Source organism: Pseudoalteromonas sp. SG43-8 (genome assembly GCF_014164245.1).
GTDB classification, from domain to species: Bacteria; Pseudomonadota; Gammaproteobacteria; order Enterobacterales; family Alteromonadaceae; genus Pseudoalteromonas; species Pseudoalteromonas distincta.
On record NZ_JACJEX010000012.1, the window covers coordinates 20,440 to 43,435 of the forward strand.

At 38.7% G+C, this 22,996-nt stretch carries 23 protein-coding genes, 2 tRNA genes and 1 riboswitch; of the genes, 12 read left to right on the forward strand and 13 right to left on the reverse strand.

The annotated features are described in order from the left end of the window. Nucleotides 1-8: 8 nt before the first annotated feature. The gene (locus H5122_RS16605) at nt 9-1,178 is read left to right on the forward strand and encodes a monodechloroaminopyrrolnitrin synthase PrnB family protein (RefSeq protein ID WP_182672480.1); all 1,170 of its coding nucleotides are present in this window, start codon (nt 9-11) and stop codon (nt 1,176-1,178) included. A 1-nt stretch (nt 1,179) separates the two neighbouring features. Beyond that, a complete protein-coding gene (locus H5122_RS16610) occupies nt 1,180-2,304 on the forward strand; it encodes an aminotransferase class V-fold PLP-dependent enzyme (protein WP_182682761.1) in 1,125 nt (374 codons plus the stop codon). On the opposite strand, the gene H5122_RS16615 is transcribed toward H5122_RS16610, so the two are convergent. From H5122_RS16615 to H5122_RS16630, 4 genes are all read right to left on the reverse strand, one after another. Further along, entirely contained in the window at nt 2,288-2,776 is a 489-nt protein-coding gene (locus tag H5122_RS16615; protein WP_024597153.1) for an RNA-binding protein, read from the reverse strand. The two genes, H5122_RS16610 and H5122_RS16615, sit on opposite strands and share 17 nt — an antisense overlap. Before the next feature lie 675 nt (nt 2,777-3,451). Then, nucleotides 3,452-3,544, reverse strand: a tRNA-Ser gene (locus tag H5122_RS16620). Between the two features lie 50 nt (nt 3,545-3,594). Next, a tRNA-Ser gene (locus tag H5122_RS16625) sits at nt 3,595-3,685 on the reverse strand. Nucleotides 3,686-3,902: 217 nt separating this feature from the next. After that, nucleotides 3,903-4,043: a hypothetical protein gene (locus tag H5122_RS16630; protein WP_004335040.1), complete on the reverse strand. Its 141-nt coding sequence runs from the start codon at nt 4,041-4,043 to the stop codon at nt 3,903-3,905. Between the two features lie 325 nt (nt 4,044-4,368). Here H5122_RS16630 and H5122_RS16635 point away from each other — a divergent pair, with 325 nt between their 5' ends. Beyond that, nucleotides 4,369-5,238 (forward strand): diacylglycerol kinase family protein, encoded by an 870-nt coding sequence (locus H5122_RS16635; protein WP_182682762.1) that lies wholly within the window; start codon nt 4,369-4,371, stop codon nt 5,236-5,238. A gap of 37 nt (nt 5,239-5,275) precedes the next feature. Here H5122_RS16635 and H5122_RS16640 read toward each other — a convergent pair whose 3' ends face one another. Then, nucleotides 5,276-6,205, reverse strand: a complete 930-nt coding sequence (locus H5122_RS16640) for a DMT family transporter (RefSeq protein WP_182672474.1) — start codon at nt 6,203-6,205, stop codon at nt 5,276-5,278. Nucleotides 6,206-6,308: 103 nt separating this feature from the next. On the opposite strand from H5122_RS16640, the gene H5122_RS16645 reads away from it, so the two are divergent. Further along, entirely contained in the window at nt 6,309-7,751 is a 1,443-nt protein-coding gene (locus tag H5122_RS16645) for a PLP-dependent aminotransferase family protein (RefSeq protein ID WP_182672472.1), read from the forward strand. A 238-nt stretch (nt 7,752-7,989) separates the two neighbouring features. On the opposite strand, the gene H5122_RS16650 is transcribed toward H5122_RS16645, so the two are convergent. Beyond that, entirely contained in the window at nt 7,990-8,784 is a 795-nt protein-coding gene (locus tag H5122_RS16650) for a YggN family protein (RefSeq protein WP_182682763.1), read from the reverse strand. A 387-nt stretch (nt 8,785-9,171) separates the two neighbouring features. Between H5122_RS16650 and H5122_RS16655 the strand changes: the two genes are divergently transcribed. Beyond that, nucleotides 9,172-9,357, forward strand: a complete 186-nt coding sequence (locus H5122_RS16655) for a PA3496 family putative envelope integrity protein (RefSeq protein WP_007579801.1) — start codon at nt 9,172-9,174, stop codon at nt 9,355-9,357. A 118-nt stretch (nt 9,358-9,475) separates the two neighbouring features. On the opposite strand, the gene H5122_RS16660 is transcribed toward H5122_RS16655, so the two are convergent. From H5122_RS16660 to H5122_RS16670, 3 genes are all read right to left on the reverse strand, one after another. Next, the gene (locus tag H5122_RS16660) at nt 9,476-9,973 is read right to left on the reverse strand and encodes a glutathione peroxidase (protein ID WP_182672468.1); all 498 of its coding nucleotides are present in this window, start codon (nt 9,971-9,973) and stop codon (nt 9,476-9,478) included. 73 nt (nt 9,974-10,046) lie between these two features. Then, on the reverse strand, nt 10,047-10,346 hold the full coding sequence (locus H5122_RS16665) for an AzlD domain-containing protein (protein ID WP_004335020.1): 300 nt from the start codon (nt 10,344-10,346) through the stop codon (nt 10,047-10,049). Further along, nucleotides 10,343-11,047: an AzlC family ABC transporter permease gene (locus H5122_RS16670; protein ID WP_004335013.1), complete on the reverse strand. Its 705-nt coding sequence runs from the start codon at nt 11,045-11,047 to the stop codon at nt 10,343-10,345. The genes H5122_RS16665 and H5122_RS16670 overlap by 4 nt, the downstream gene beginning before the upstream one ends. 107 nt (nt 11,048-11,154) lie before the next feature. On the opposite strand from H5122_RS16670, the gene H5122_RS16675 reads away from it, so the two are divergent. The 4 genes from H5122_RS16675 (at nt 11,155) to H5122_RS16690 (ending at nt 15,312) form a co-directional block, all read left to right on the forward strand. Continuing rightward, the gene (locus H5122_RS16675) at nt 11,155-11,811 is read left to right on the forward strand and encodes a cytochrome b/b6 domain-containing protein (protein WP_182672465.1); all 657 of its coding nucleotides are present in this window, start codon (nt 11,155-11,157) and stop codon (nt 11,809-11,811) included. An 88-nt stretch (nt 11,812-11,899) separates the two neighbouring features. Continuing rightward, nucleotides 11,900-11,987, forward strand: a riboswitch (cyclic di-GMP riboswitch). A gap of 89 nt (nt 11,988-12,076) precedes the next feature. Then, nucleotides 12,077-12,640, forward strand: coding sequence for a chitin-binding protein (locus H5122_RS16680; RefSeq protein ID WP_182672463.1), 564 nt, complete (start codon nt 12,077-12,079; stop codon nt 12,638-12,640). 137 nt (nt 12,641-12,777) lie between these two features. Then, nucleotides 12,778-14,853: a S9 family peptidase gene (locus H5122_RS16685; RefSeq protein WP_182682764.1), complete on the forward strand. Its 2,076-nt coding sequence runs from the start codon at nt 12,778-12,780 to the stop codon at nt 14,851-14,853. Nucleotides 14,854-14,913: 60 nt separating this feature from the next. After that, nucleotides 14,914-15,312 (forward strand): hypothetical protein, encoded by a 399-nt coding sequence (locus H5122_RS16690; RefSeq protein WP_033020977.1) that lies wholly within the window; start codon nt 14,914-14,916, stop codon nt 15,310-15,312. Between the two features lie 22 nt (nt 15,313-15,334). Here the strand turns inward: H5122_RS16690 and H5122_RS16695 are convergent, their stop codons facing one another. After that, entirely contained in the window at nt 15,335-16,087 is a 753-nt protein-coding gene (locus H5122_RS16695; protein WP_182682765.1) for a LytTR family DNA-binding domain-containing protein, read from the reverse strand. Between the two features lie 238 nt (nt 16,088-16,325). Between H5122_RS16695 and H5122_RS16700 the strand changes: the two genes are divergently transcribed. Next, nucleotides 16,326-19,268, forward strand: a complete 2,943-nt coding sequence (locus H5122_RS16700; protein WP_182682766.1) for a TonB-dependent receptor domain-containing protein — start codon at nt 16,326-16,328, stop codon at nt 19,266-19,268. Nucleotides 19,269-19,553: 285 nt separating this feature from the next. On the opposite strand, the gene H5122_RS16705 is transcribed toward H5122_RS16700, so the two are convergent. Next, a complete protein-coding gene (locus H5122_RS16705; RefSeq protein ID WP_182682767.1) occupies nt 19,554-20,027 on the reverse strand; it encodes a Dps family protein in 474 nt (157 codons plus the stop codon). 334 nt (nt 20,028-20,361) lie between these two features. Here H5122_RS16705 and H5122_RS16710 point away from each other — a divergent pair, with 334 nt between their 5' ends. Continuing rightward, nucleotides 20,362-20,571: a hypothetical protein gene (locus H5122_RS16710; RefSeq protein ID WP_024597139.1), complete on the forward strand. Its 210-nt coding sequence runs from the start codon at nt 20,362-20,364 to the stop codon at nt 20,569-20,571. Here H5122_RS16710 and H5122_RS16715 read toward each other — a convergent pair. Then, nucleotides 20,568-21,173, reverse strand: a complete 606-nt coding sequence (locus tag H5122_RS16715) for an alpha/beta fold hydrolase (protein ID WP_182682768.1) — start codon at nt 21,171-21,173, stop codon at nt 20,568-20,570. The two genes, H5122_RS16710 and H5122_RS16715, sit on opposite strands and share 4 nt — an antisense overlap. A 184-nt stretch (nt 21,174-21,357) precedes the next feature. Beyond that, the gene (locus H5122_RS16720) at nt 21,358-21,894 is read right to left on the reverse strand and encodes a YaeQ family protein (protein ID WP_182682769.1); all 537 of its coding nucleotides are present in this window, start codon (nt 21,892-21,894) and stop codon (nt 21,358-21,360) included. Nucleotides 21,895-21,985: 91 nt separating this feature from the next. Here H5122_RS16720 and ylqF point away from each other — a divergent pair, with 91 nt between their 5' ends. Then, the gene (gene ylqF, locus H5122_RS16725) at nt 21,986-22,930 is read left to right on the forward strand and encodes a ribosome biogenesis GTPase YlqF (RefSeq protein ID WP_004334981.1); all 945 of its coding nucleotides are present in this window, start codon (nt 21,986-21,988) and stop codon (nt 22,928-22,930) included. Nucleotides 22,931-22,996 lie beyond the last annotated feature (66 nt).

Genomic DNA, 22,996 nt, shown 5'->3' on the forward strand with positions numbered 1-22,996 from the left:
GCACAACAATGAACACACATACCGCTATTTTCGATCACTGGATACGAACAGAGTTTGTCACTTTAAATAGTGAATTAGAGCAGCTTTATTGGCAGCAAACCGATAAAGCAAATGTAGAAGGAATAGGTGAGGCCTTAAAGCAACAATTAGAAAAAGAAGGCAACGCATTAATTAGTAATTTATTAGCCGAGGGAAACACAGATCAAGGCTTTGATAGCGCTTTTGACTTACTCGGTAACGTAGGATTATTTATGGCAGCGTGTAGGCGCCATGAAATTACTGAGCCAAGCAGAGAAACCACTTCACCGCTAATTGAAGCCTCAGCGCTTGCTATGCATATAGGCGCATCCATTGGCGTAACCCCTCGTTTTGCTACCGCCCACTTAACTACTCATAACAAAGCACTTAACGGTATTTATAAAAGATTTACCAATTTACCTGATGAAAAGCTATTTCTTGATTACAACACCCAAGGTATTTTGGCCTACAAACGGGCAAGTGATGCTTTATTAAAAATATTGCCGTTAGGTATCTCACACCCCCTGTGTGGTGAGTTATTAAAAGTAGCAAAACAAGCGCTTATAGATGTAATTGAGTCAAATAATGCACTTTATTCTGAGCTCGATGCAGATCGCTTTTTTAACTGCGTTCGCCCTTATTATAAACCGTACCGTGTAGGTAAAGAGGTTTACAGAGGTGCAAATGCTGGTGACTTTGCAGGTATTAACGTGATTGATATGTTACTAGGGCTTTGTAGCGCAAATGAACCTAGTTACTCGCAAATGCTGGTGGATAAGTTTTTATATATGATGCCAGAGGATCAACAAATCCTACGAGAAGCCATGCGTATGCAAAGCTTTATGGATGACTTTTTACAAGCAGAGCAATATAAAAATACAGATTGGTTTAAAAGCCACGCAACGTTATTTATCCAAGTGTGTAAATTACATGGTGACACCGCAGTCGGTCATCATAATCAACTGGTTGAAAAGTTTATTGCTCAGCCCTCAAAAAATATGCAACAGCAGCATATGAGCAAGGTAACAGCAAGTGGTCCGCCGCTTCATGTGTTACTTGATTCGCTCGAAAAATTAAGAGATAGGCGAGCTAGCGCAAAACGCGACGATATAAAAACACGTTTTGACGATCTAAATACACTTAAAGAATGGGTTAAATAGCATGCTTAAAAATGATTTTTGTATGGCTGATGGCTGTTATTTACTAAACCACTCGGTAGGGCGTCCTCTTAAAAATACGCAGCAATATTTAGCACAGCACTACTTTTTACCGTGGGAGAGCTCAAATAAAGAACCTTGGCAACAATGGCTGCCCGCAGTTGAGCAATTTACTACCGCGCTTGGTAAGTTATTTAATGCGCCTAGTTCGCAGTTTTGTCCTCAGGTTAATTTATCAAGTGGCTTAACAAAATTGCTTATGTCGCATCCACGGCTACAGCAAAAAAATTGTAAAGTGCTTATGGCGCAAAGTGATTTTCCGAGTATGGGTTTTGCAATGCAAAAAGCGTTGCCAAAGTGCGCGCAAATCATATTTATACCTGAGCACGAAAACCTAACAGATATTAGTGTTTGGCAGCGTTATATAACTTGTGATATCGATTTAGTTTTTATAAGCCATGTGTATTCAAATACAGGTGTACAGGCGCCTGTGTACGATATTGTAGCTATAAGTAAATTAACCAATAGTTTATCAATAGTTGATGTTGCTCAGTCAGCGGGTGTTATACCGCTTGATTTAAGCGTGCTCGATGCGGACTTTATGATTGGCTCGAGCGTTAAATGGTTATGTGGTGGCCCAGGTGCAGCTTATTTATGGGTTAACAAAAATCAAATAGAGTATTGTGAGCCTAAAGATGTGGGTTGGTTTTCGCATCAAAATCCATTTGAGTTCGATATTAACCATTTTGAATATAACGCCAGTGCGCTTAAGTTTTGGGGTGGAACACCTTCTGTAGCGCCTTATATTATTGCCGCAAATAGTATTGCCTACTTTGCAGAGCTAACAGCTCACAAGGTAAGGGTGCATAACTTAGCGATGCTTACGCTTATTCATAAGCAACTAAGCGAATATGTTGCATCACCTATGATTGGTGATAAATGCAGCGGGACTGCTATTTTGTTTTTTAACAAGCAACAAGACCATGTACTTACAGAGCTTAATAAAGCGAAAGTTAGTGTAGATGCTCGCAAATTTGGAATACGAGTATCGCCACATATTTATAATACTCAAGAAGACGTTGCGCAATTTATTTCTATAGTAAAACGAGCGCTTAAGGGTTTTGGCTAAGCTGCTGCTTTCTTTGCTTTAATGACTCTATTTTTTGCTGCGTTTGACTAATTGATGCGTCGTAGGCTTGTTTTAATGAATTTGTTTTAGTTGCGATAGCATCAGCAATAGACGAAGCACCTAAACGATTGGCCTTATCTTGGGTCATATAATCTATTTGTTGTTTTTTAGCTGCGTATTCTTTTTGGCTTTGTTCAATAGATAGCTCAAGGCGCTTTATTTCACGCTCTATTTGCTGAACCTCTAAGTAGTCATCAACAGAGGTATCGGTAATACCTTTACCGGGCGTAGAGCTTTTATATGCTTCAATTACATTTATATCTTTTAGAGTAATAACTTGTGCATCTTTAGCGCAAGGCGTTTGGCTAAAAGTAGGAACGCCCTTAATTACACACTTATACACTGTTGTACTTTGTGCCAAGGTAAAAAATGGTGCTGCCGCGCAAAATGATAGCAATATGAACCGGATCATAGTTAAACCTATAAGTGGCTAAAGTTGTGTTAATAATGCCCTAAGTTATTACTAGGCACAATTTGTTTAGTTTTTATAAATTTTGGGCACAAAAAAACCACAATCAAGCGGTTTAAATTAAGTATGGTCCAGAGGGAGGGATAGACTTGCTTACATCCATGTAATCAATCGCTACGCGACGCTTGCAGCGGCCTAAAATGTTCCAGACATTTTGTCGAATCCTGTCGAAGGTTCTCACCCTCCCAATTTAGTATCGGTGTTAAATTTTGGGCACAAAAAAACCACAATTAAGTGGTTTAAATTAAGTATGGTCCAGAGGGAGGGATAGACTTGCTTACATCCATGTAATCAATCCCTACGCGACGCTTGCAGCGGCCTAAAATGTTCCAGACATTTTGTCGAACCCTGTCGAGGGTTCTCACCCTCCCAATTTAGTATCGGTGTTAAATTTTGGGCACAAAAAACCACAATTAAGTGGTTTAAATTAAGTATGGTCCAGAGGAAGGGATAGACTTGCTTACATCCATGTAATCAATCGCTGCGCGACGCTTGCAGCGGCCTAAAATGTTCCAGACATTTTGTCGAACCCTGTCGAAGGTTCTCACCCTCCCAATTTAGTATCGATGTTAAATTTTAGGCACAAAAAAACCACAATTAAGTGGTTTAAATTAAGTATGGTGGAGAGGGAGGGATTCGAACCCTCGATAGAGCTACAAACTCTATACTCCCTTAGCAGGGGAGCTCCTTCGGCCACTCGGACACCTCTCCAACGCATAACCGGTTGTATTGATGGAGTAAAAAAGCCACCAATCAAAATATGGTGGAGAGATAGGGATTTGAACCCTAGATGGGCTATAAACCCATGCCGGTTTTCAAGACCGGTGCATTCGACCACTCTGCCATCTCTCCGTGACGCAGAATAATACTTAGGTGATACCGCTGTGTAAATAGCAAAATGACTGTTTGCCTAAAAAATATACGTAAATGAGGTTTTTTTTGTAAATAAGGGGAAATTAAGGCAATTTTAATAAAATAAATAGGTTGCAGCAAACAATGGGAGCTAAATAAGTGACTTCATTTAGTGGTTGAGTGTTCGCTGCACCGAAAAATAATCATGGTTGGGTGATTATTTATATTGAGCTGCACCGCTAAGTGCTAGTCTTTTACCAATCGTGTTAAGTTTAGCTAACATTCTTGCTTTACGATTAGTTGGTTTAACGGCTACTTGCGCTGCTGCTGTTTGATTTAATGTATTAATTGGTTTCATTATTTTGCTCCGGTTGTATCTGTTGAAATCGCGTGCATTTTGCACGTTGTTTGATTAAAAATACAACGATAAAAATTGAGCCTGAGGGATTAGTTAAACTAATCTGAATTGATTTTATTAATGTGCAATTCAGTAAGTTATATTACTGTTTTTGCATAGCTATTTACATGGTGGTTGGTTTTAACCCCTTTGCTGCTGGGGTTTTTGATTTTTTAATTTGTTTTTATGCATTTTATACAATGTTTTTTGATTATTTATTCAGATTAAAAAAATTTAATTAAACGTTTATTATCTCACTCTAAAATACATTGCTGGAAACAAAAGCTTGTCACTACTAATAATTATTAAACCAAGTATCAAAAAACAGAGCCAAAAATCATTGGCATGGCTTAAAAATATCTGTAAAAAACGCAGCTTTTCTTATTGTATATTTACTACAACGGGAAGCTTTGACGATGACTGCGCTCAAATAAGGTTGTTGCTGAGTAACTTTACCAAAGTAGTTGCACTAGGTGGTGATGGTACATTGAACTTGGCGGTTAATGCGCTAATAGGGAGCAGTTGTTCGTTAGCATTATTACCTTGCGGTACAGGTAACGATTTCTCCAGAGGGTTTAATTGCAAAGAAGATGATTGGCGAAAGGCATTATTTAATACACCGACAGCAATTGATATAGGAAAAATTAATAGCCGCTATTTTATTAATATTGCAGGGGTAGGATTTGATGCTCATGTGATTAAAACTATTAACGATAAAGCTAATTTTTCATCTTTTGATTACAGTTGGACGAGTATCAAAGAGCTATTTTATTATCAAGCTCAGCAGTTACAAGGTACGTTTAATAACGATGCTCGGCAGTATCAAAATTTAATTACTGTATTTGCTAATCATAAGTACTTTGGTGGTGGGCTAAAAATAGCGCCAAAAGCGGATTTAATTGATGGCCAGCTTGAGTGTTATCAAATGCGATCGGGTGGGCTTTTTTATAATGTAATAAGCTTTATTAAGTTATTTTTTAAGCGCCATGAGTATATAAAAAACCTTACCTATAGTCGCTTAAATACAGCTTCCATAAAAACTGAAGGGCTATTGATTGAAGCAGATGGTGAACTTGTAGGTAAAACTCCTGCAGTTGTTAGTGTGCATGGACAAGCCTTACTTTTTCATATGCCAATAAAAAAGCGCCTACAGTAAAGTAGGCGCTTTTGCGTTAGTTGCGTTAATAACGCGTCTAACTGGGGACGGAGCCACTTTTAGCTATTGCTCTATTAGCTAAAAAGGCGTTAATTCGTTTTGTTGGGGTAAGCACAATGGCGTTACCTAATAGCACTAAGCTAAACCCTGCAAAGGTATTTGCGTGCCATTCAAACCCTTCAAAAAAGCTACTCAGTGTTACTGCCACTAATGGGAATAAAACAATAACGTAGCTGGCTTTTTCAGGGCCTATATTTTTTAGTAGTGCAAAGTAACAACCAAAAGCGATTACTGTGCCAAATATTGATAAATAAAGTAATGATAACCAGTAGCTAGTTGGGGCGTTTAAACTAAATTGCACATCGTTCATTAATACATATAAAGCTAAGCCTATAGCACTATATAACATGCCCCATGCATTGCCCTGCAATACGCCAATTTGCTTACGAGAATTACGAACGCTTACCATGTTGCCCAATGAAGCCACAAAGGTGCCACCAAGGGCAAGTAGTAACCCGACCAATGCACCGTTACTTAAGTCGAACTGCTGTAACTGTGGCCAAAACAGACACGTAATACCTAATACAGCGAGTGCGGCACCGGTATAAATTCGTTTTGAGATAGGCTTACCAAAAAATAGTCGAGTGTTAACTATGTTCATAACAAGCAACATTGAAAAGGCGATAGAGGTCATAGCGGAGGTTAAGTAATTCTGTGCCCAGTAAAGCATTAAGTAATTTAAGGCAAAATTACAAATAGCCAACAAAGCAAAAAAGCCATGATCGATTAATGAAAAGCGCATATCCGGTTTTTTGTACGCTACATATAACCACATTAAAAGTGCTGCTATAGCAAAGCGATAAAATAACGATAACTCGACTGCAATATCACCTAGCTGAAATTCGATGGCTAACCAAGTAGAACCCCAAATTAAAACGGTTGTAATGTATAGCGCTGCACTTCTCATGGTTACTCTCCAAAGCCCGATTGAATGGCTATTTTAAGACCTATCTGTATACTTACCATATACAGAAAAGTAAAAATGTAACCTATACAGATTTGGATGCGTGATGATAAGACAAAAAAATAGCCAGGGGCATGAGTTTCTATATCAGCAAGTTATTCAGTTGATCAGAGATATGAGCGCCCAACAGGTTTTACTCCCTGGCGAAAAACTTCCATCACTGCGTAAAATGGCAGATAACTTAAACATTAGTATTCCGACAGTGAAGCAAGCTTATCAAACACTTGAAGATCAGGGGTTAGTAGAGGCACGTGAAAAATCAGGGTATTTTTTAAAAGTCGTCAGCATGGCGCATAATTTACCTAAGCGAGTTAAATTAAGTCGCGAACCTGTTGTGGTAAATAAACAAGCCTTAATAGAGCAGGTATACAGTGCGATTCATCAAGCTAATGTAGTTCCTTTTGGTATCGCTAACCCAATTGCTGCTGCACCTACCGATAAAGCACTGGCCAGAAATATGCGCCGAGTAATGACTACAGCTGGCAGTAAAGCTATTAACTATGGACCAACAGATGGGTTTGTGCCGCTGAAAAAGCAATTGGTGCATCGCTATTTAGATTTTGGTATTGGTATAAACATGGACGAGCTTGTGATCACCAATGGTGCACAAGAAGCCATGGCTATTGCACTTAAGTGTGTAACAAAGCCAGGCGATGTAGTTGCCATTGAGACGCCTTGCTATCACGGGATTATCGAGTTAATAGAAAGCCTAGGGCTTAAAGCGCTCGAAATACCACTGTGCCCAGATAATGGTATTTGGTTAAGTGATTTGGAACGCGCTTTAAATGAGCATGACATAAAAGCGTGTTTATTCTCGACTGCAATTAGTAACCCTGTGGGCAGCTTTATGCCTGATACAAACAGACAGCAGCTGGTGGAGCTACTTGAAAGTCATGACGTAGTGCTTATTGAAGATGACGTATATGGCGATTTATATTTTACGGCAAAACGTGGCACACCTGCTTTAGCGTACTCTAAAAAAGGATTAGTGATTAGTTGCTCATCTTTTTCTAAAACGGCAGCGCCGAGCTATCGTGTAGGTTGGTTAGTTGCGGGTAAATTTGCAACGCAAGCAAGGCGATATAAAAGAGCACTAAGTTGCTCTGCTTCGTTAATAAACCAATGGACGTTATCTGAGTTTATTGCCAGTGGTGAGTACGACCGAAATTTAAAAGTACTTAGGCAACGCCTGCGCGATAACAAAGAGCGTATGCGATGGTGCTTACAACAAGCTATGCCAAAAAATACACGTATAAGCGATCCAAAAGGAGGCTGCGTTATGTGGCTAGATTTAGGAGGCGAGTACGATAGCCAAACATTGTTTTTACTTGCGCTTGAGGTTGGTATTAGTATTACCCCAGGGCTTGTTTTTTCGGCCTCTAATAAATATAAAAGCTGCGTAAGATTAAGTTATGGTGTGCAATGGAGCGCGCAAATTGAGCAAGCAATAGTTACATTGGGTAAGCTCACTTTATTAGCTAAAAAGTAATACCAATCTGCTTATATATGGGGTCTATTTAACGTTAAGAAAATTACGCTAGAACTAGGCAAAAGTTTTTGTATCTAGTTGTTCTAAATAAAAAATTTTTAACGAAGTTATAGTGCAATTTAATTAGTTAAATTGATCAAAGATTTATGCAGGTTGGTATAAGTTTGCGAAACACAAAAAAGCAGCATTTAAGTAAACTTAAGTGCTGCCAAAGGGATGTTAAATAACGTTTGCTGTACTAATTTTGTTTAAAGCTAAATAACTGGTAACCTTCAAGCTCAGGCACTTGCATTACTAATTGCTCTTCTTGTTTTGCAATTTCAGCAAAGTTTCCACATAAAGAGTTAGCACGTTCTTCAAGTGCGCTTGCATGTAGCTCTACTTTTTCTTCTATTTGTGCACCCATATTTTCCATACGTTGTTCAAAGGCATCCATATCACCGCCTGAACCAAGTAACTCAGAACCTAAAGCTACTAAAATACTGCCCATTGATTGCATCACTGCTGATTCAACCGCTGTTTCTATCTGTTGCTCAAATTGTTGTTCAAAGTTTTCGCCAAATTGATTAAAACTTTGTTGGCCCATCACAAATGTACCTTGCTGGTAAAATGTGTTTTCTACTTCGATTTTAATGTCATCCATAAGCTCTGACATATTATCAAGACCGTCAATATTAAATGCATTGCCTACTTCTTCTAATGCTACTCCGGCAATTTTAACACCCTCAAGCGCTATATTAGCTACTTCAGGTAATTGAGTGCGTAAGCTATCAGAGTACTTGGTTAGCGCGTCGCGCTGCGAATTATTCAGCGCTACAAGTTCGCCATTTACGGTTAAGTCACCATGGCTATTAAACTGCATGGTTTTATTGTTGGCGGTAAAAATTTCCAATTCGTTTGGCTTAATGCGCACATCATTTTTAAATTCGACGTTACATTCATCATTACTAAATGAAATTGCAGAATCGTTATCGTTATGAGCCATAGCGGCTGGTGAACAAATTAATGCGCTAACTAATAGTAATTTTTTCATGTTTGTTCTCTACTTTTTGTTGATGACGATTAATTAATAACAAGTTTGATGCCAGTTTTATTTTTTAATATAAAACATATGGTTAACTGTTTTTGTTTGTTTTTTAGTAAATGAAATCAATTAATAAATAACTATTTTTTAGTCAAATTGGCTAACTAATAAAAATTAATAAATTTTATTTATCGATACGATAAAAAACTCTCACTTTCCTCAATTCAAATTTAGCGCTATTTATTCACATTACTGACATGAAGACTATTTACAGTAGTCACGTGGCTTTATTTTGATGTTAATTTGCACAGCATTTTGACGTTAAACATTTTAATTTTACCGACTATTGCGATAATAAAATCCTTGGTTGGTCTCAAACACTTTATGGAGTGGGTTGTGGGTAAGACATTTAGTTACGATGCGCTAGATGACGATTTTGTTGAAGACGAGTACGAAATGCTCGGCCGTAATCAACACGATAAGAACAAGCAAAAGGTTAAAAAGAAGTTGGAAGACTACCTTGAGCAAAAACGCTTGCGTAAAAATCTAGGCGAAGACGATTTAAGCGATTACACCGATTAAATTTCACTAGTATAAATAAAATACCAATTAATATTGAGAGTTTAAATGTGCAGTTATGCGTATGTTTAAGTTTCAATAGTATTGGCAATAAAGAGGCCTTGCGCCTCTTTATTACTTTTTAAAGCGTGCTTTTAGCCTGTGCTAAAGCTTTTTGAATTGTAAGTTCTAGCTTTTCGGGTTTAGTAAAAGGTGCATAACGTTTAATTGGCGTGCCATCTGCGGCAATTAAAAATTTAGTAAAATTCCACTTTATTTTACGTGTTAAAAAACCAGGTAAAGCCGATTTTAAATAACGAAAGACTGGGTGAGCATGCTTACCGTTTACATCTACTTTGGCCGCCATTAAAAAACTCACACCAAAATTAATTAAACACCCTTGCTCTATCTGTGTAGCGTCGCCGGGTTCTTGCTGACCAAATTGATTACACGGAAACCCTAAAATAACTAAACCTTGGCTGGCATATTTATTATGCAAAGCTTGAAGCGACTCGTATTGGTAGGTAAATCCACATTTACTTGCGGTATTAACAATAAGCGCAACCTTACCTTCAAAATCACTAAAGTTAATAGGTTGACCCTGCAAGCTTGTTGCGCTTAATTGATGGAATTTGTGCATATTGGCGTCTTTTTTATTATTGTTATCGGTATTTTAACCTGAGTACAGTATTTCATAAAGTATAAAGAGCGCTCTAATTTAAAATCAGAAATAGCCCCATACCGGCAAGCGTAGTGTAATAAATATTATGTGTTTTATAGGCAACAATGATGGCGACTATCGCTGCGCTTAAATAAGGGTTTTGCCAGTTTAAGTTAATGCCATCTTCATTCAAAAACACGATAGGCACCCAAATTGCTGTAAGCACCGCAGGTGCACTAAAGCTTAAAAATTGCTGCATTTTAGGACCTACTTTAAACGGTAAAGCGCGGTGCAAAAATAAATAACGCGTAAAAAATGTAATGCACGCCATGAGTAAAATAGTTGTCATCATAGCGTTGCTTCCTTTTTAGCGGTTAGCCTTGCTGTGCTGTAACCTGCGGCCATTGCCAGCAGCGCTGAGCAAACAAGCCATAACTCAAATCCGGTACTTTTTAAAAGCGTTGCGCTAACACCAGCTACAATTACTGTAACGAGTGAGGCCAAATTTTTGATCCCCGGAATAACCAACGCGATAAACGTGGCAGCAATCGCAAAGTCGAGCCCTAAATTAGTTAAATCGGGCAGCATTGTACCCGCTACAATGCCAATTAATGTCCAAATATTCCATGCAATATAAAAGCTAAAACCAGCGCTTAATGCGTATATTAAACGTGTTTTTGTTCTATATGCTTTTCGGTGATGAGAAAACGCAAACAGCTCGTCGGTTAAAACAAAGCTCACCGGTAAGCGCCAACGCATAGGTTGATCAATGACCTTATGACGCACAGCTAAACCGTATAAAAAGTGCCGAGAGCTAATAATAAATGTTGTGAATAAAATTGTGAGCAATGGTGTGTTGCCCGCCATAAGTTCAATCGCAACAAGCTGTGCAGAGCCTGCAAATACTAATAACGACATTGCTTGGGTTTCAAAGGCGCTAAAACCATTTTGAATCGCTAAAGAGCCGCATAAAATACCCCAAGGAACAACGGCTAAACACAGTGGTAGCATATCTAAAAAGCCTTTTAAAATAGCTTTTTTAACTGGTTGCATGATATTTACTCTCACGGCTTGTAGAATGGCTCATAAGGATACCTTAATATTATGATGTTAAAGTAGTTAACAAATTAAATAATACTGTTTTTTTAAGGATAGGCACAATGACGACGTTAAAAGTGTGGGATGGGTTTATTAGATGCTTTCATTGGTTTTTGGTTGTAAGTATTGCAGTGCTTTATTTTAGTATTGAAGAGGGCATGATTGAGCTTCATTTTGTTGCAGGTTTTTTTACTTTAGCACTTATAGTAACACGTTTAATATGGGGTGTTATTGGTAGTAAAACCGCGAGATTAAGTGGGTTACTGCACTCTCCTAGTGCTATTTTAAAGGCGCTAAAAACACCAAGCGACTCGTTAGGCCATTCAGCACCCGGTAGCTGTATGGTGATAGTGTTTTTTATATTAATTATAACGCAACTTGCAAGTGGCTTAATGAGCAGTGATGGTATTTTAACTGACGGGCCGCTTGCTCAATATGTGTCTAGCGATACGATTGATTTTGCCAATTGGCTACATGAGCTGAATTTTGACATTTTACTCTATGCTATTGGCTTACACGTATTGGCTATTATCATTTATAGAATAAAAGGCAAATCGCTAGTTAAGGCGATGATCACAGGCTCAAAAGAGTTAAAAGCGGATGACTCTGAGGCTAAAGTAACTAAAGCGTCTTGGCCTGCGTGGTTAATATTTATATCTTTATTGGTGTTGCTGGTATTTACGTGGGCGAAAGAGCCTTTAACTTATTTGTTTAGTTAAAAACACATTAAACCAATCTTAAAGGGGTGGTTTTTGTTTTTTGTTACATTCTTTTGTTTGATTGTTATGCGGGGTCGAATTATAATCGCCGCATTGCTGGCAAACTAGCCGAAAGGTTAGGACGCAAAGTTTCCGGTCTAAGGCTTTTTAAAAGCTATGGTAGCGGGACTACTGCATAACGTGTTGTTATGTATCACTTGCCCTCAGTGTATTTATCCATAGTGTATGGATAAGATTTTGTAACTCTTAAGGTGTTGCCGTGTTTATGCATACGTCGTTGGCCTGTGGAAAGTGGTCAACAATAGGTTGCTTAAATCATCATACCCAATTATTTATTGGTGATGTGGTGAGTGTAACCTTTTACGACATGCAAGGAGAGCTGGTTAGTTTATCATTTGATTACAAGATCACCTCGCTTGAGCAAGGTGAGCCTCACGCATGGCCACGTTTAGTTGCTGAGCATATTAATGTGCATGTCCCTCTGGTTAGCGCAGGTAAAATGACCGAACAGGGTTTAATTGTAGCCTATAGAAATAATGAAATTTTTGCTTTGCAAAGCAGTGGTATATGTAAAGCACACGTCGACTTTCATTGTATTGCAAAATGCGATGAGCGTGTTGTTAATAACCTTGATACTTATGATTACGTGTACCCTGAAAATTGTGAAAACTATAATGCGGGTACAAAGGTATTGCAGCCAAAAACTGGGCATGTATATCAATGCAGGCCTTGGCCATTTAATGAGTTTTGCCGCACGAATGACGATAATAAGTCTATGTTCGAACCTGGTGTAGGGCAAAGCTGGGCTATGGCTTGGCAGCAAATATAAAGCTTAAATTATCTTCCCAAAGGTATAGCGGTTTTAGTAATGAAGCGTTTACCGTTTTAGCCCATCTAACTATTGGATGGGCTTTTTTATTTTTATGATAAACTGCAAATCACATTATTTTTTTAATTGGTTTTGTTGTGTCTCGTCCTGACTTCTCTTTAAGTTTATTACCTAATTTCCCGATTGCTAAACAGCAAGCCCATACATTAAGTACTCATAATAAGATACGTACCGATAATTACTATTGGATGCGCGATGACGATCGCCAGGATGAGCAAGTACTTGCGCATTTACATGCTGAAAATGCGTACTGCGATGAACAGTTAGCTGCTATGAAGCCACTACAAAATACACTTTTTGAAGAGTTAAAAGCACGCATTGTAAAAGATGATAATTCGGTACCCGTTAAAGACGGGAGATACTGGTATCACTCAGAAGTTCGTGGTGATGATGAATACTCGCGTCACTATAGAAGTACGAGCATAAAGGCCGATAATAAAGAGCTTTTACTCGATGTTAATGTATTAGCTGAAGGATTTGAGTTTTTTGAGCTGGGCGAAGTCGCACTAAGCCCATGCGAGCAGCTTATGGCTTACTCTGAAGATACTGAAGGTCGTCGTATTTATAATGTTCGCTTTAAAAGCTTAGCGACCGGTGAAATGCTTCCTGATGTGCTTGAAAATACAGAAGGACAAGTTGTTTGGGCTAACGACAATAAAACTGTTTTTTATGTAAAAAAAGATTTAAAAACGCTATTAGGATACCAAGTATTTAGGCATGAGCTTGGCAGCGAGCAAAACCAAGACGTAATGGTCTACGAAGAGCAAGACAGCAGCTTTTTTATGGGACTTGGTAAAAGCCGCGATGAAAGCTTAATTATTATTGATTTAGCATCGACAGAGACCAACGATACATGGGTGCTTGATGCTAATAAGCCCACTGGCGAATTTAAAGCATTAATGCCGCGTGAAGATGGCCACGAGTTTGACGTAGATAAGCTAGGTGACACATTTTATATTGTGACTAACTGGCAAGCTAAAAACTTTAGATTAATGACGGCAACAAACGAAACAATTGCTGATAAAACACAATGGGTTGAGCATACAGCTCACAGAGAGAATGTACTGCTTGAAGGTGTCGAGTTATTTAATGACTTTTTAGTATTGAGTGAACGCGAGCAAGGGCAAGCTCGATTTGTAGTTGTTAATAGGCAAGGGGATCGTATGGCACTTGAGTTTGCCGATCCTTGTTATTATGCTGCAATAGCAATGAACCCAGAGCCAGACACACGCACTGCGCGTATTTATTACTCAAGTTTAACAACACCAGGTTCTTTATATGATGTTGATTTAGCAACTGGCGAAAAAACACTACTTAAACAGCAAAAAGTACTCGGTAGTTTTAATGCCGATGACTATCAGTCTGAGCGATTAATGGTAACTGCTCGCGACGGAGTTAAAGTACCTGTATCAGTTGTTTATCGAAAAGACAGCTTTAAAAAAGGTGGCTCAAATCCGTTATTTCAATACGGCTATGGTGCGTATGGCTATACGATTGATCCAAGTTTTTCAAGTTCATCGCTGAGCTTGCTCGATCGTGGTTTTGTTTATGTAATAGCACATGTTCGAGGCTCTGAAATGCTAGGTCGTCAGTGGTACGAACAAGGTAAAAAAGAGCATAAACAAAATAGCTTTAGTGACTTTATTGATGTGACAAAAGCGCTTGTTGCACAAGGCTATTGTGATAGCAGCAAGGTGTTTGCCTCAGGCGGCAGTGCTGGTGGTTTATTAATGGGGGCGGTTGTAAACCAAGCACCAGAGTTATATTGCGGTGTTGGCTGTCATGTACCATTTTTAGACGTATTAACCACGATGCTTGATGAGAGTATTCCGCTCACAACAAATGAATACGATGAATGGGGTAATCCAAATGAGCCTCAGTTTTATGATGTAATTGAAGCTTACTCGCCGTATGACAATATTCGCGCACAAAACTATCCGAACATACTCGTTACTACCGGTCTTCATGACTCACAAGTGCAGTATTGGGAGCCTATGAAGTGGGTTGCAAAAATGCGTGAACTTAAGACTGATAGTAATATTTTAGTATTTAAAACCGATATGGATGCAGGGCACGGTGGTGCATCAGGTCGCTTTAAAAGTTTAGAGGAAAAAGCACTCGAAATGGCCTTTTTTATTGCTTTATTAAATTAACTGCAAAATCGGAAAATTGTATTATCCTATATATAGAAGTTGATATATGTAAGGCGATTTATGTTTGGAGCACATGGTGAATTTCAAATTTGTTCACAGCCCCCTCAGATGTATTTAAAATTGAAAGGGAGCTTTAACAATGAAGGCATTATGCTGTTAACTAATGGAGTTGTTCAGGAGTTGAGCACTCACCCTGAAAATACGATTAAGTTTGTGGTTGTTAATTTAAAAGAGTTTGAGCTGTTAACTTTGGATGGCCTCGATTCATTAGAGGCCTATTTTGCCGGTGTAAAAGAACGTGGCTATCAGCGAGTTGACTATATAAACATTAATATCATAGCTAAAAATATGTTTGAAAAAGTATGGAAAAATAGCGATGTAGAAGTTAATTTTTATAAAGATACCGAAAGCTATTTATTAGTGCACCCAAATGACAGTTATATAAAACAGAACTGGTAATTAATATGAGTATTATAAACCGCTATTGAAGAGGGCTTATAATACTCTCTAAACACCCTTTATAGCGCCGTGAAAGGTTTAAACACATATCGTTTTTCAGCCTTACTCTATAATCGCCACTGTCAGTAGGCATCAGTTCGCAAATAGCTTGTTTTCTTACCAGCGTAGAGCGGTGAATGCGAACAAATCCTTCTGGTTCTAGTTGTTGTTCAATATTTTTCATGGTTTCGCGATGTAGTACCGGCGTATTACCTTGGGTAAAATGCAGCTCTACATAGTTGCCCGCGCCATTAATCCAAATAATATCATTTATATCAATTAGCCTTACCTTACCTACATCTTTAACCACAATATGTGATGATGGCTTTTCAGCTTGTGCGCTTTGCTGGTATTGGCGTTCGGCCGCACTTGCAATCGGGCAAAGGTGAATCAGCTTATCAAAGCATTTATCAATACGTGATGCAGTTGAATCTAATATTAAAAAATCTACAGCGCCAACTTCAAAGGCAAAACTCGCAAAATGTCCCGATTGAGCAATAATGACTAACTTCAGCTTTTTAGCAAGCTCAGTTAAATGCACTATTTGCATAGGGTCAGCTAGGTTGGTTAGTTCGTAAAACAGTACGTTGTATTGATCTGTGTCTATTTGATCTAATCTATTTGTTTGAAGAAAAGATTGAGATTCAAAGTGTCGGTGATCTTGCACACGCTTTGTTAAAAATGTTGCAAACTTAGTGTTACTAACAAAAGTTAATGCATGAAAAGAAGCGATCATTATTTTATATCTCTTGCTGTATATAATAATAAAGACCGTGCTTAGCGGAAAAACTGTTATGAAAAGTACAATATATTTATAAAATAATTGTGACGTACTGATTCATCCCATAAAACCTGCTATTCGTACCAAAGACTACGCCTCATAAATAATGCCCGTAGAGTGTTTAAATAAATCCCCTTACTGTAATCCGCGAAGTAACCATTTAGTTACAAAAATAACAATTCAGGGGAATTATATGACATTAACTAACAAAGGTAGCGCGCGACTATTTAAAAAATCGTCGTTAACAGTTGCGCTAAGCAGCGCGATACTTGCAAGCTTTTCATTTCAAGGTGTGGCTGCAGAAGATGACGAAATAACTAAAATAGAACGCGTACAAGTTACAGGTTCTCGTATTCGTTCAGCTGAGGCAATGTCATCAGCACCTATCCAAGTTGTAGATAGTGCAGCGATTGATGCATCAGGGTCGTTAAATATTCAAGACTTACTATTAGAGAACCCTGCATTTGGTACACCAGCTATTAGCCGTACTAACTCAAACTTTAATACCGCAAGTGCGGGTGTTGCTACTGTTGATTTACGTAATTTAGGCTCTAACCGTACATTGGTTTTAGTAAATGGTCGTCGTTATGTATCAGGTGTACCTGGTAGCTCTGCTGTCGATTTAAATACTATCCCGAGTCAATTTATCGAACGTGTTGAAATTATGACAGGTGGTGCTTCATCTGTTTATGGTTCTGACGCTGTTGCTGGTGTAGTTAACTTTGTTTTAAAAGATGATTTTGAAGGTGTTGAATTCGAAGGCCAATATGGTGAATCAAGCGAAGGCGATGATGAATCACGCCAATTTAACTTTACCTCAGGCTTATCAAGCTCAGATGGGAAAGGGCACGCGATGTTCCACCTTGGGTATTCGGATCAAGGTGCTGTTTTTTCACGTGACCGTGACCGCTCGGCAGTAGACCAGTTTTCAGGTATTTTCTTTGAAGATGATCCAGCAGCAAACCCAGGCTCTGTATTTGATGCTGTAAGCCCATTTTTATCTTCATTTCCGCCACAGGGGCGCTTTAGCGCTGGGGATGAAACATTTACGTTTAATGATGCAAACAACCTACAAAACTCATTTAGTACTAACGGTGGCGATGGCGTAGCTGCAAATGGTTTTAACCGAAGCGGTGTACGTACGATAGCGATACCTACAGAACGTTATTTATTCGCCTCAAACGGTAGCTACGAGTTAAGCGGCAAACATAGCTTTTTTTATGAAGGTACTTACGCCGCAACAACGACCGTTTCTGAATTAGAGCCATTTCCTTTCGCCTCTGACGACATTTATGCAAATGGCCAAGTACCAATTGAATTTAACGTAAACGGTGAGCTTCTACGTAATGCGTTTGTTCCAGATGATATATATAACGCAGCAACTGATACTGATGGTGATGGCGCACGAGATATCTTTTTTGCAAAGCGCTTAAGTGATGTAGGTAACCGTGGAGCACGAGCAGAGCGTGACACATTCCGTTTAGCGCTTGGTTTTCAAGGTGAAATAGCCGATGGTTGGTTCTACGATACTTACTATGTATATGGTAAAACAAAAGAGCAACAAGTATCAGGCGGTCTAGTTAATGTACAAAGTTTTCGTCAAGGTTTAGAAGCTGTTATCGATAGCCAAGACTTAGATGGCGATGGTATTACTGATGAGGCTATTTGTATCGATGCGACAGCACGTGGCTTTAACTGTGCACCGGTAAATATTTACGGTTTCAATTCGTTATCACAAGGTGCGATTGATTTTGTAAGTGCACCTAGCTCACTTTCAACGTCGGTTGAGCAAGAAATTATTGGTGGTAATATTTCAGGTGATTTATTTGAACTACCAGCGGGTGTTGTAGGTATCGCTGCTGGTTTTGAATACCGCGAAGAGTTCTCACGCAGTGAATTTGATGCTCTACAGCAAGCTGGCCTTAATGCGGGTAATGCAATTCCAGCAACAGAAGGCTCGTTTGACGTAACTGAGTATTATGTAGAAGCAAATATCCCTGTGCTTGATTCTGTAACTATGAATGCAGCAGTTCGTTTGTCTGACTACTCAACAGTAGGCAATACTGAAAGTTGGAACGTGGGTGTAGACTGGGAAGTAATGGATAGCTTACGTTTACGTGCTACCCGTGCACGTTCAACGCGTGCTCCAAATATTGATGAGTTATTCTCTCCACCTTCACAAACTTTTCCAAGCGGTTTAAACGATCCATGTTTAGGGGTTACTAATAGTGGCGGTGGTGCCGCAGGTGATGCTTGTCGTACAGATGTTGGTGTTACAACTAATATCGCTTCAAATGGCGAGTTCACGCTTAACCAGTCTGACTTACAAGGTATTAGTGGCTTTAACCGTGGCAACCAAGATTTAAAAGAAGAAGTTGGTGACTCTGTAACAGTAGGTTTAGTATTTACACCAGAAAATCTAATATCAGGCCTAGATATTACGCTTGATTACTTTGATATCGAAATTACAGATGCAATCGTGTCAACACCTCGTCAGTTTATTCTTGACCAATGTTATGGCGGCGGCGATACAAGCTTTTGTGACTTTATAACTCGTCGTAGTGCGCCATCAGGTAATAATAGTGCTGGTTCACTAGAGTTTATTGATAGCGGTGTATCTAACAGTGGTGGTTTAGGTACAGAAGGCGTTGATTTAACACTGACGTACTCTACTGATATTGGACCAGGTGCGTTTAGAACTCGCCTTGCTTATACTTACCTAATCGATGGTTATAGCATTCCACTTCCGGGCGCTGATAAAGATGAGTTTGCTGGAGAGATTGGTGCATCAGAGCATAAAGCTAACTGGAACTTTGGTTATAAACTTAACGACTTTGATTTTAACTGGAGCTTAACTTACATTGGCGCTGCAGACTTTGATGATCAATTCTTAAGTGGTTTTGGTATTGCTCCAGGTGGAGTAGGGATTGGTTCAGTGACATATCATGATGTTCAAGCAAGTTACCATATCAGCGATTCAACAGAGCTTTACGCTGGTGCGAGTAACTTATTTGATAAAGAGCCACCACGCATTTTATCGGGTGTAAGTGGTTCAAGCACGGGTACTGAAACGGATGCAGGTACGTATGACCCAATTGGACAATCATTCTACATTGGTTTTAGAAGTAAATTCTAACCAACAATAACGACACTAACTATAGTTACTTAATTAGTTACGTTCACAAAGCCTCAGTATTGCTGGGGCTTTTTTATTGGAAAAAATAATGCGGCAGTAATTTTTTATACATCGTTTATCCCAATATATAAGTATTGTGCCCACTTAAACCAAAAACAACGCCACTGGTAACAGGGGCGTTGTTTAGTATGGGGAGGAGGCTAATATAGTAACCGAATCGCTTGATTATTTAACGATTTATCCCTATTTGTGCCCTCTTCATTGAGGGCTTTTTTTTGCTTAACTTTAGTCTAAGTAAGCTTTTAACATCCAAACCAGCTTTTCTTGCTCTGAGATGTAATCACTCATTAGTGAGGCTGTACCTTCATCGTCTGCATCACCAGCTTGAGTTAAAATTTCACGCTGCATGTGAATTAATGTACTGTAACCAGCAAGTTGGTTCTCTACGGCTGTAACGCCATCACTAATACCTTTAGCTTCTTTAATTTTACTTACTTCAAGGTAATCAGAAAATGCATGTAGAGGTGCGCCATCTAACGTTAAAATACGTTCTGCAACTTCATCTACTTTGAGAAGTAGTAAGTTATAAATTTCTTCAAACTTAACGTGTAGTTCAAAAAAGTTACGGCCTTTAATATTCCAGTGAAAGCCACGCGCGTTCATGTATTGAATCTGGTAGCTACTCAATAATGTATTGAGTGACTTTATGATGTCTTCGCTTTTTGCGCTGTTTAGACCAATTGCGTTTACATGTGACATAACTTGCTCCTGAATAACCGTTTGTTTGTGAACTTGTGATAAGTATTACTAATTTCGATAAATTAGTAAAATCGTTTAAATGTATCTAGTTAATAGTTTTAACCTATTAGCTGTTTTTGATACCTGTATTCACTTTAGACTATTAATAGAAGTGGGACTGATTAATAAAAATACTACCCCTCAAAAATAAATAAAACCCAGAAGTATATAAATCATGATCTAAAACAAACTTTATTCAAGGTAATAACTTAGCTATTTTTTTATTGATGTAGGTCAAAAATCATCCACCCTAATGGCGCATAATAATGTTGTCGAAATAATTAGGAGAGATAACATGCATGCAAAAACAGCGAAACAAAATAAAGCAGAGTTAATTGTGGTAGGAATTGCAGTCATCGCATTTGTGCTAGGGCTAGTAGCGCACTTAGCAGGTGCAAGCTTTGCGAACTCAGATTTTTTTGGCTACATTGCGGCACCGATTCCGCTGATACTGGCTGTGATATTTTTAATTAGTTATAAAATAGCAGCCAATGCAGAGGATTAATCTTTCTCGTTTAAGCACTTTAAAATGTAATCGAGTACTTGGCGCGAGTAAATCATACTGGTATGGCTTAAATGAAACACTTTGTGTTCGGCCATACCTTTAAGTTTGGTTTCATCTAGTAATACGGTGCCATCTGACTTGCTACCTTTGACTATTAAAGGCATAAGCCCAATAGGTAAATCGCCTGCGATACTATAAAGCTTAGCTTTGAAAGGCCAATTACCATTTTTAGTAAGCAAAAACTCAACACTATTTTTTAAAAATGATTCAAACCCTTTTTGCTTCATTTTTTGCGCTATATGGCTGCCTTTATGTGGAGTACCCAGTGTAATTACCTTCGTAATATGCTGGCTAGCAGGAGAGTTTGCCTCTAGGTAAGCACGTGCAATCAGCCCTCCCATTGAGTGGCATACAAGCGCTGCAGGTTCGTTAGAAATACACTCATCAATTTGTGCAAATATGGTATCGCGGTGAGGGTCGAGCGTATTATAGGTAATGTTTAATACCGTCATACCCGATTCTTCAAGTCGTGAACAAAGTGGGCGCATAACAAAGCCAGACATATACAAGCCATGTAAAACAATAACGTGTTTAACTTTCATATGCTCCCTAATACCAATTTTATTAAAAACATGATCATTCTAGCGTATTAAATAACCCGCTACCTGCGTTAAAAATTATTTATATAGAACAACTATATGTCATAATTTTCGTCTTGTTATCGACTTATTTCCTTGTCGCTATAATAGATAACTAATTTAATGCAATTGGTATAACCTATCTTAGTTACATCAATTGCTGTGGTTTTATTTCAATATTGGTTGTATCGGTATTTACCCATACTTCACCATCTTGAATGGTAATGGCGAGCTTAATTCCACGATCAACCAAAGCAGCAAGTGCTTGTGTTGCTGCAAAATCAAGGCTAAAAATACTTAGGTTTTTAAATTCATACAATTTAGGTTGGTGTTTTTGCCACCAAATTGCTTGATTGTTTTCACCATAAGTATATAGCACCACTTTTTTAGATTTATTACAGGCTTTTTTAAGGCGTTTCTCATCTGGTAAGCCAAGTTCAATCCATAGTTCTATTTCTTCACTATAGCTTACATGCCAAAGCTCAGGCTCATCATCTGCACTTAACCCTTTGGTAAATTCTAAACCATCACAGCTATTGAGTGCAAAAGCGAGTAAGCGAATCATCAACCGTTGGTCGGTTTCTGATGGGTGTTGAGCCAAGGTTAAATTAAAATCTTGATAAACGTGGCGGTCCATATCGCTAAGCGATAACTGCACTTTCATAATGGTGGATTTAAGAGCCATAACAACTAATCTGAAAAAATTTGCGCCAGTATAGCGCAATTAAATGAATTGCCAGTTAAAATAGCGGTTAATTATACGTTAGGAGTTAAAAATGGCTATCCAGTGGTTCCCTGGGCACATGAATAAAGCCCGCAATGAAATTAAAGAAATAATGCCACAAATGGATGTGATCATTGAAGTGCTTGATGCGCGCATTCCCTACAGTAGTGAAAACCCGATGGTGGCAACCTTGCGTGAAGGTAAGCCGGTCATCAAAATTTTGAACAAAGCTGATTTAGCTGATCCTAAAATGACTCAAATCTGGAAAGATTATTTTGAGCAAGAAAACGGTGTTAAAGCGATTTCTTTTGGGCATGATAAAGCAGCTGAAGTACACCGTATTAATGAGCTTTGTAAAAAGCTAGTGCCACATAAAGTGGGTGCAGATAAGCAAATTAAAGCCATGATCATGGGTATTCCTAACGTGGGTAAATCTACGTTAATTAATGTATTGGCTGGGCGTATAGTTGCAAAAACAGGTAATGAGCCTGCTGTTACTAAAGCGCAACAACGCATTAAGCTTGAAGACGGTATTATGCTTTACGATACGCCAGGTATGTTGTGGCCAAAAGTAGAAAACGAAAACTCAGGTTATCGCTTAGGCGCCACCGGTGCCATTCGTGATACAGCACTTGAGTATGAAGAAGTAGCAAGTTACACAGCTGAGTACCTATTGCGTGCATACCCTGAGTTATTAAAAGCGCGTTATAAAATAGATGAATTACCACAAAGTGATTGGGAATTTGTTGAAATGGCGGGTAAAAAACGTGGCTGTATTCGTGGTGGTAACCAAATAGACACATACAAAATGTCTGAAATACTAATCAACGAATTACGCGACGGTATCATTGGCCGTATTACTATGGAAACTCCGCAAATGCGTGAGGAAGAAGAAGTAATGGTTGCTGGTTTACGCGCTGCAGCAGAAGCTAAAAAAGCAGCTAAAGAAGAAGAGAAAAAACAACGCCGAGCACGCGCACGTAAAAACCGTCGTTAATGGTTGAATTTATGTGAGTATGCGACTCACTAAATTACAGACATAAAAAAAGCCCGTAAGGGCTTT

Excerpts from the sequence above, each read along its gene's own strand:
- H5122_RS16605 (WP_182672480.1), top strand. The coding sequence starts at position 9 with ATGAACACACATACCGCTATTTTCGATCACTGGATACGAACAGAGTTT.
- H5122_RS16610 (WP_182682761.1), top strand. The coding sequence starts at position 1,180 with ATGCTTAAAAATGATTTTTGTATGGCTGATGGCTGTTATTTACTAAAC.
- H5122_RS16615 (WP_024597153.1), bottom strand. The coding sequence starts at position 2,776 with ATGATCCGGTTCATATTGCTATCATTTTGCGCGGCAGCACCATTTTTT.
- H5122_RS16630 (WP_004335040.1), bottom strand. The coding sequence starts at position 4,043 with ATGAAACCAATTAATACATTAAATCAAACAGCAGCAGCGCAAGTAGCC.
- H5122_RS16640 (WP_182672474.1), bottom strand. The coding sequence starts at position 6,205 with ATGAGAAGTGCAGCGCTATACATTACAACCGTTTTAATTTGGGGTTCT.
- H5122_RS16645 (WP_182672472.1), top strand. The coding sequence starts at position 6,309 with ATGATAAGACAAAAAAATAGCCAGGGGCATGAGTTTCTATATCAGCAA.
- H5122_RS16650 (WP_182682763.1), bottom strand. The coding sequence starts at position 8,784 with ATGAAAAAATTACTATTAGTTAGCGCATTAATTTGTTCACCAGCCGCT.
- H5122_RS16660 (WP_182672468.1), bottom strand. The coding sequence starts at position 9,973 with ATGCACAAATTCCATCAATTAAGCGCAACAAGCTTGCAGGGTCAACCT.
- H5122_RS16665 (WP_004335020.1), bottom strand. The coding sequence starts at position 10,346 with ATGATGACAACTATTTTACTCATGGCGTGCATTACATTTTTTACGCGT.
- H5122_RS16670 (WP_004335013.1), bottom strand. The coding sequence starts at position 11,047 with ATGCAACCAGTTAAAAAAGCTATTTTAAAAGGCTTTTTAGATATGCTA.
- H5122_RS16675 (WP_182672465.1), top strand. The coding sequence starts at position 11,155 with ATGACGACGTTAAAAGTGTGGGATGGGTTTATTAGATGCTTTCATTGG.
- H5122_RS16680 (WP_182672463.1), top strand. The coding sequence starts at position 12,077 with ATGCATACGTCGTTGGCCTGTGGAAAGTGGTCAACAATAGGTTGCTTA.
- H5122_RS16690 (WP_033020977.1), top strand. The coding sequence starts at position 14,914 with ATGTTTGGAGCACATGGTGAATTTCAAATTTGTTCACAGCCCCCTCAG.
- H5122_RS16695 (WP_182682765.1), bottom strand. The coding sequence starts at position 16,087 with ATGATCGCTTCTTTTCATGCATTAACTTTTGTTAGTAACACTAAGTTT.
- H5122_RS16700 (WP_182682766.1), top strand. The coding sequence starts at position 16,326 with ATGACATTAACTAACAAAGGTAGCGCGCGACTATTTAAAAAATCGTCG.
- H5122_RS16705 (WP_182682767.1), bottom strand. The coding sequence starts at position 20,027 with ATGTCACATGTAAACGCAATTGGTCTAAACAGCGCAAAAAGCGAAGAC.
- H5122_RS16710 (WP_024597139.1), top strand. The coding sequence starts at position 20,362 with ATGCATGCAAAAACAGCGAAACAAAATAAAGCAGAGTTAATTGTGGTA.
- H5122_RS16715 (WP_182682768.1), bottom strand. The coding sequence starts at position 21,173 with ATGAAAGTTAAACACGTTATTGTTTTACATGGCTTGTATATGTCTGGC.
- H5122_RS16720 (WP_182682769.1), bottom strand. The coding sequence starts at position 21,894 with ATGGCTCTTAAATCCACCATTATGAAAGTGCAGTTATCGCTTAGCGAT.
- ylqF (WP_004334981.1), top strand. The coding sequence starts at position 21,986 with ATGGCTATCCAGTGGTTCCCTGGGCACATGAATAAAGCCCGCAATGAA.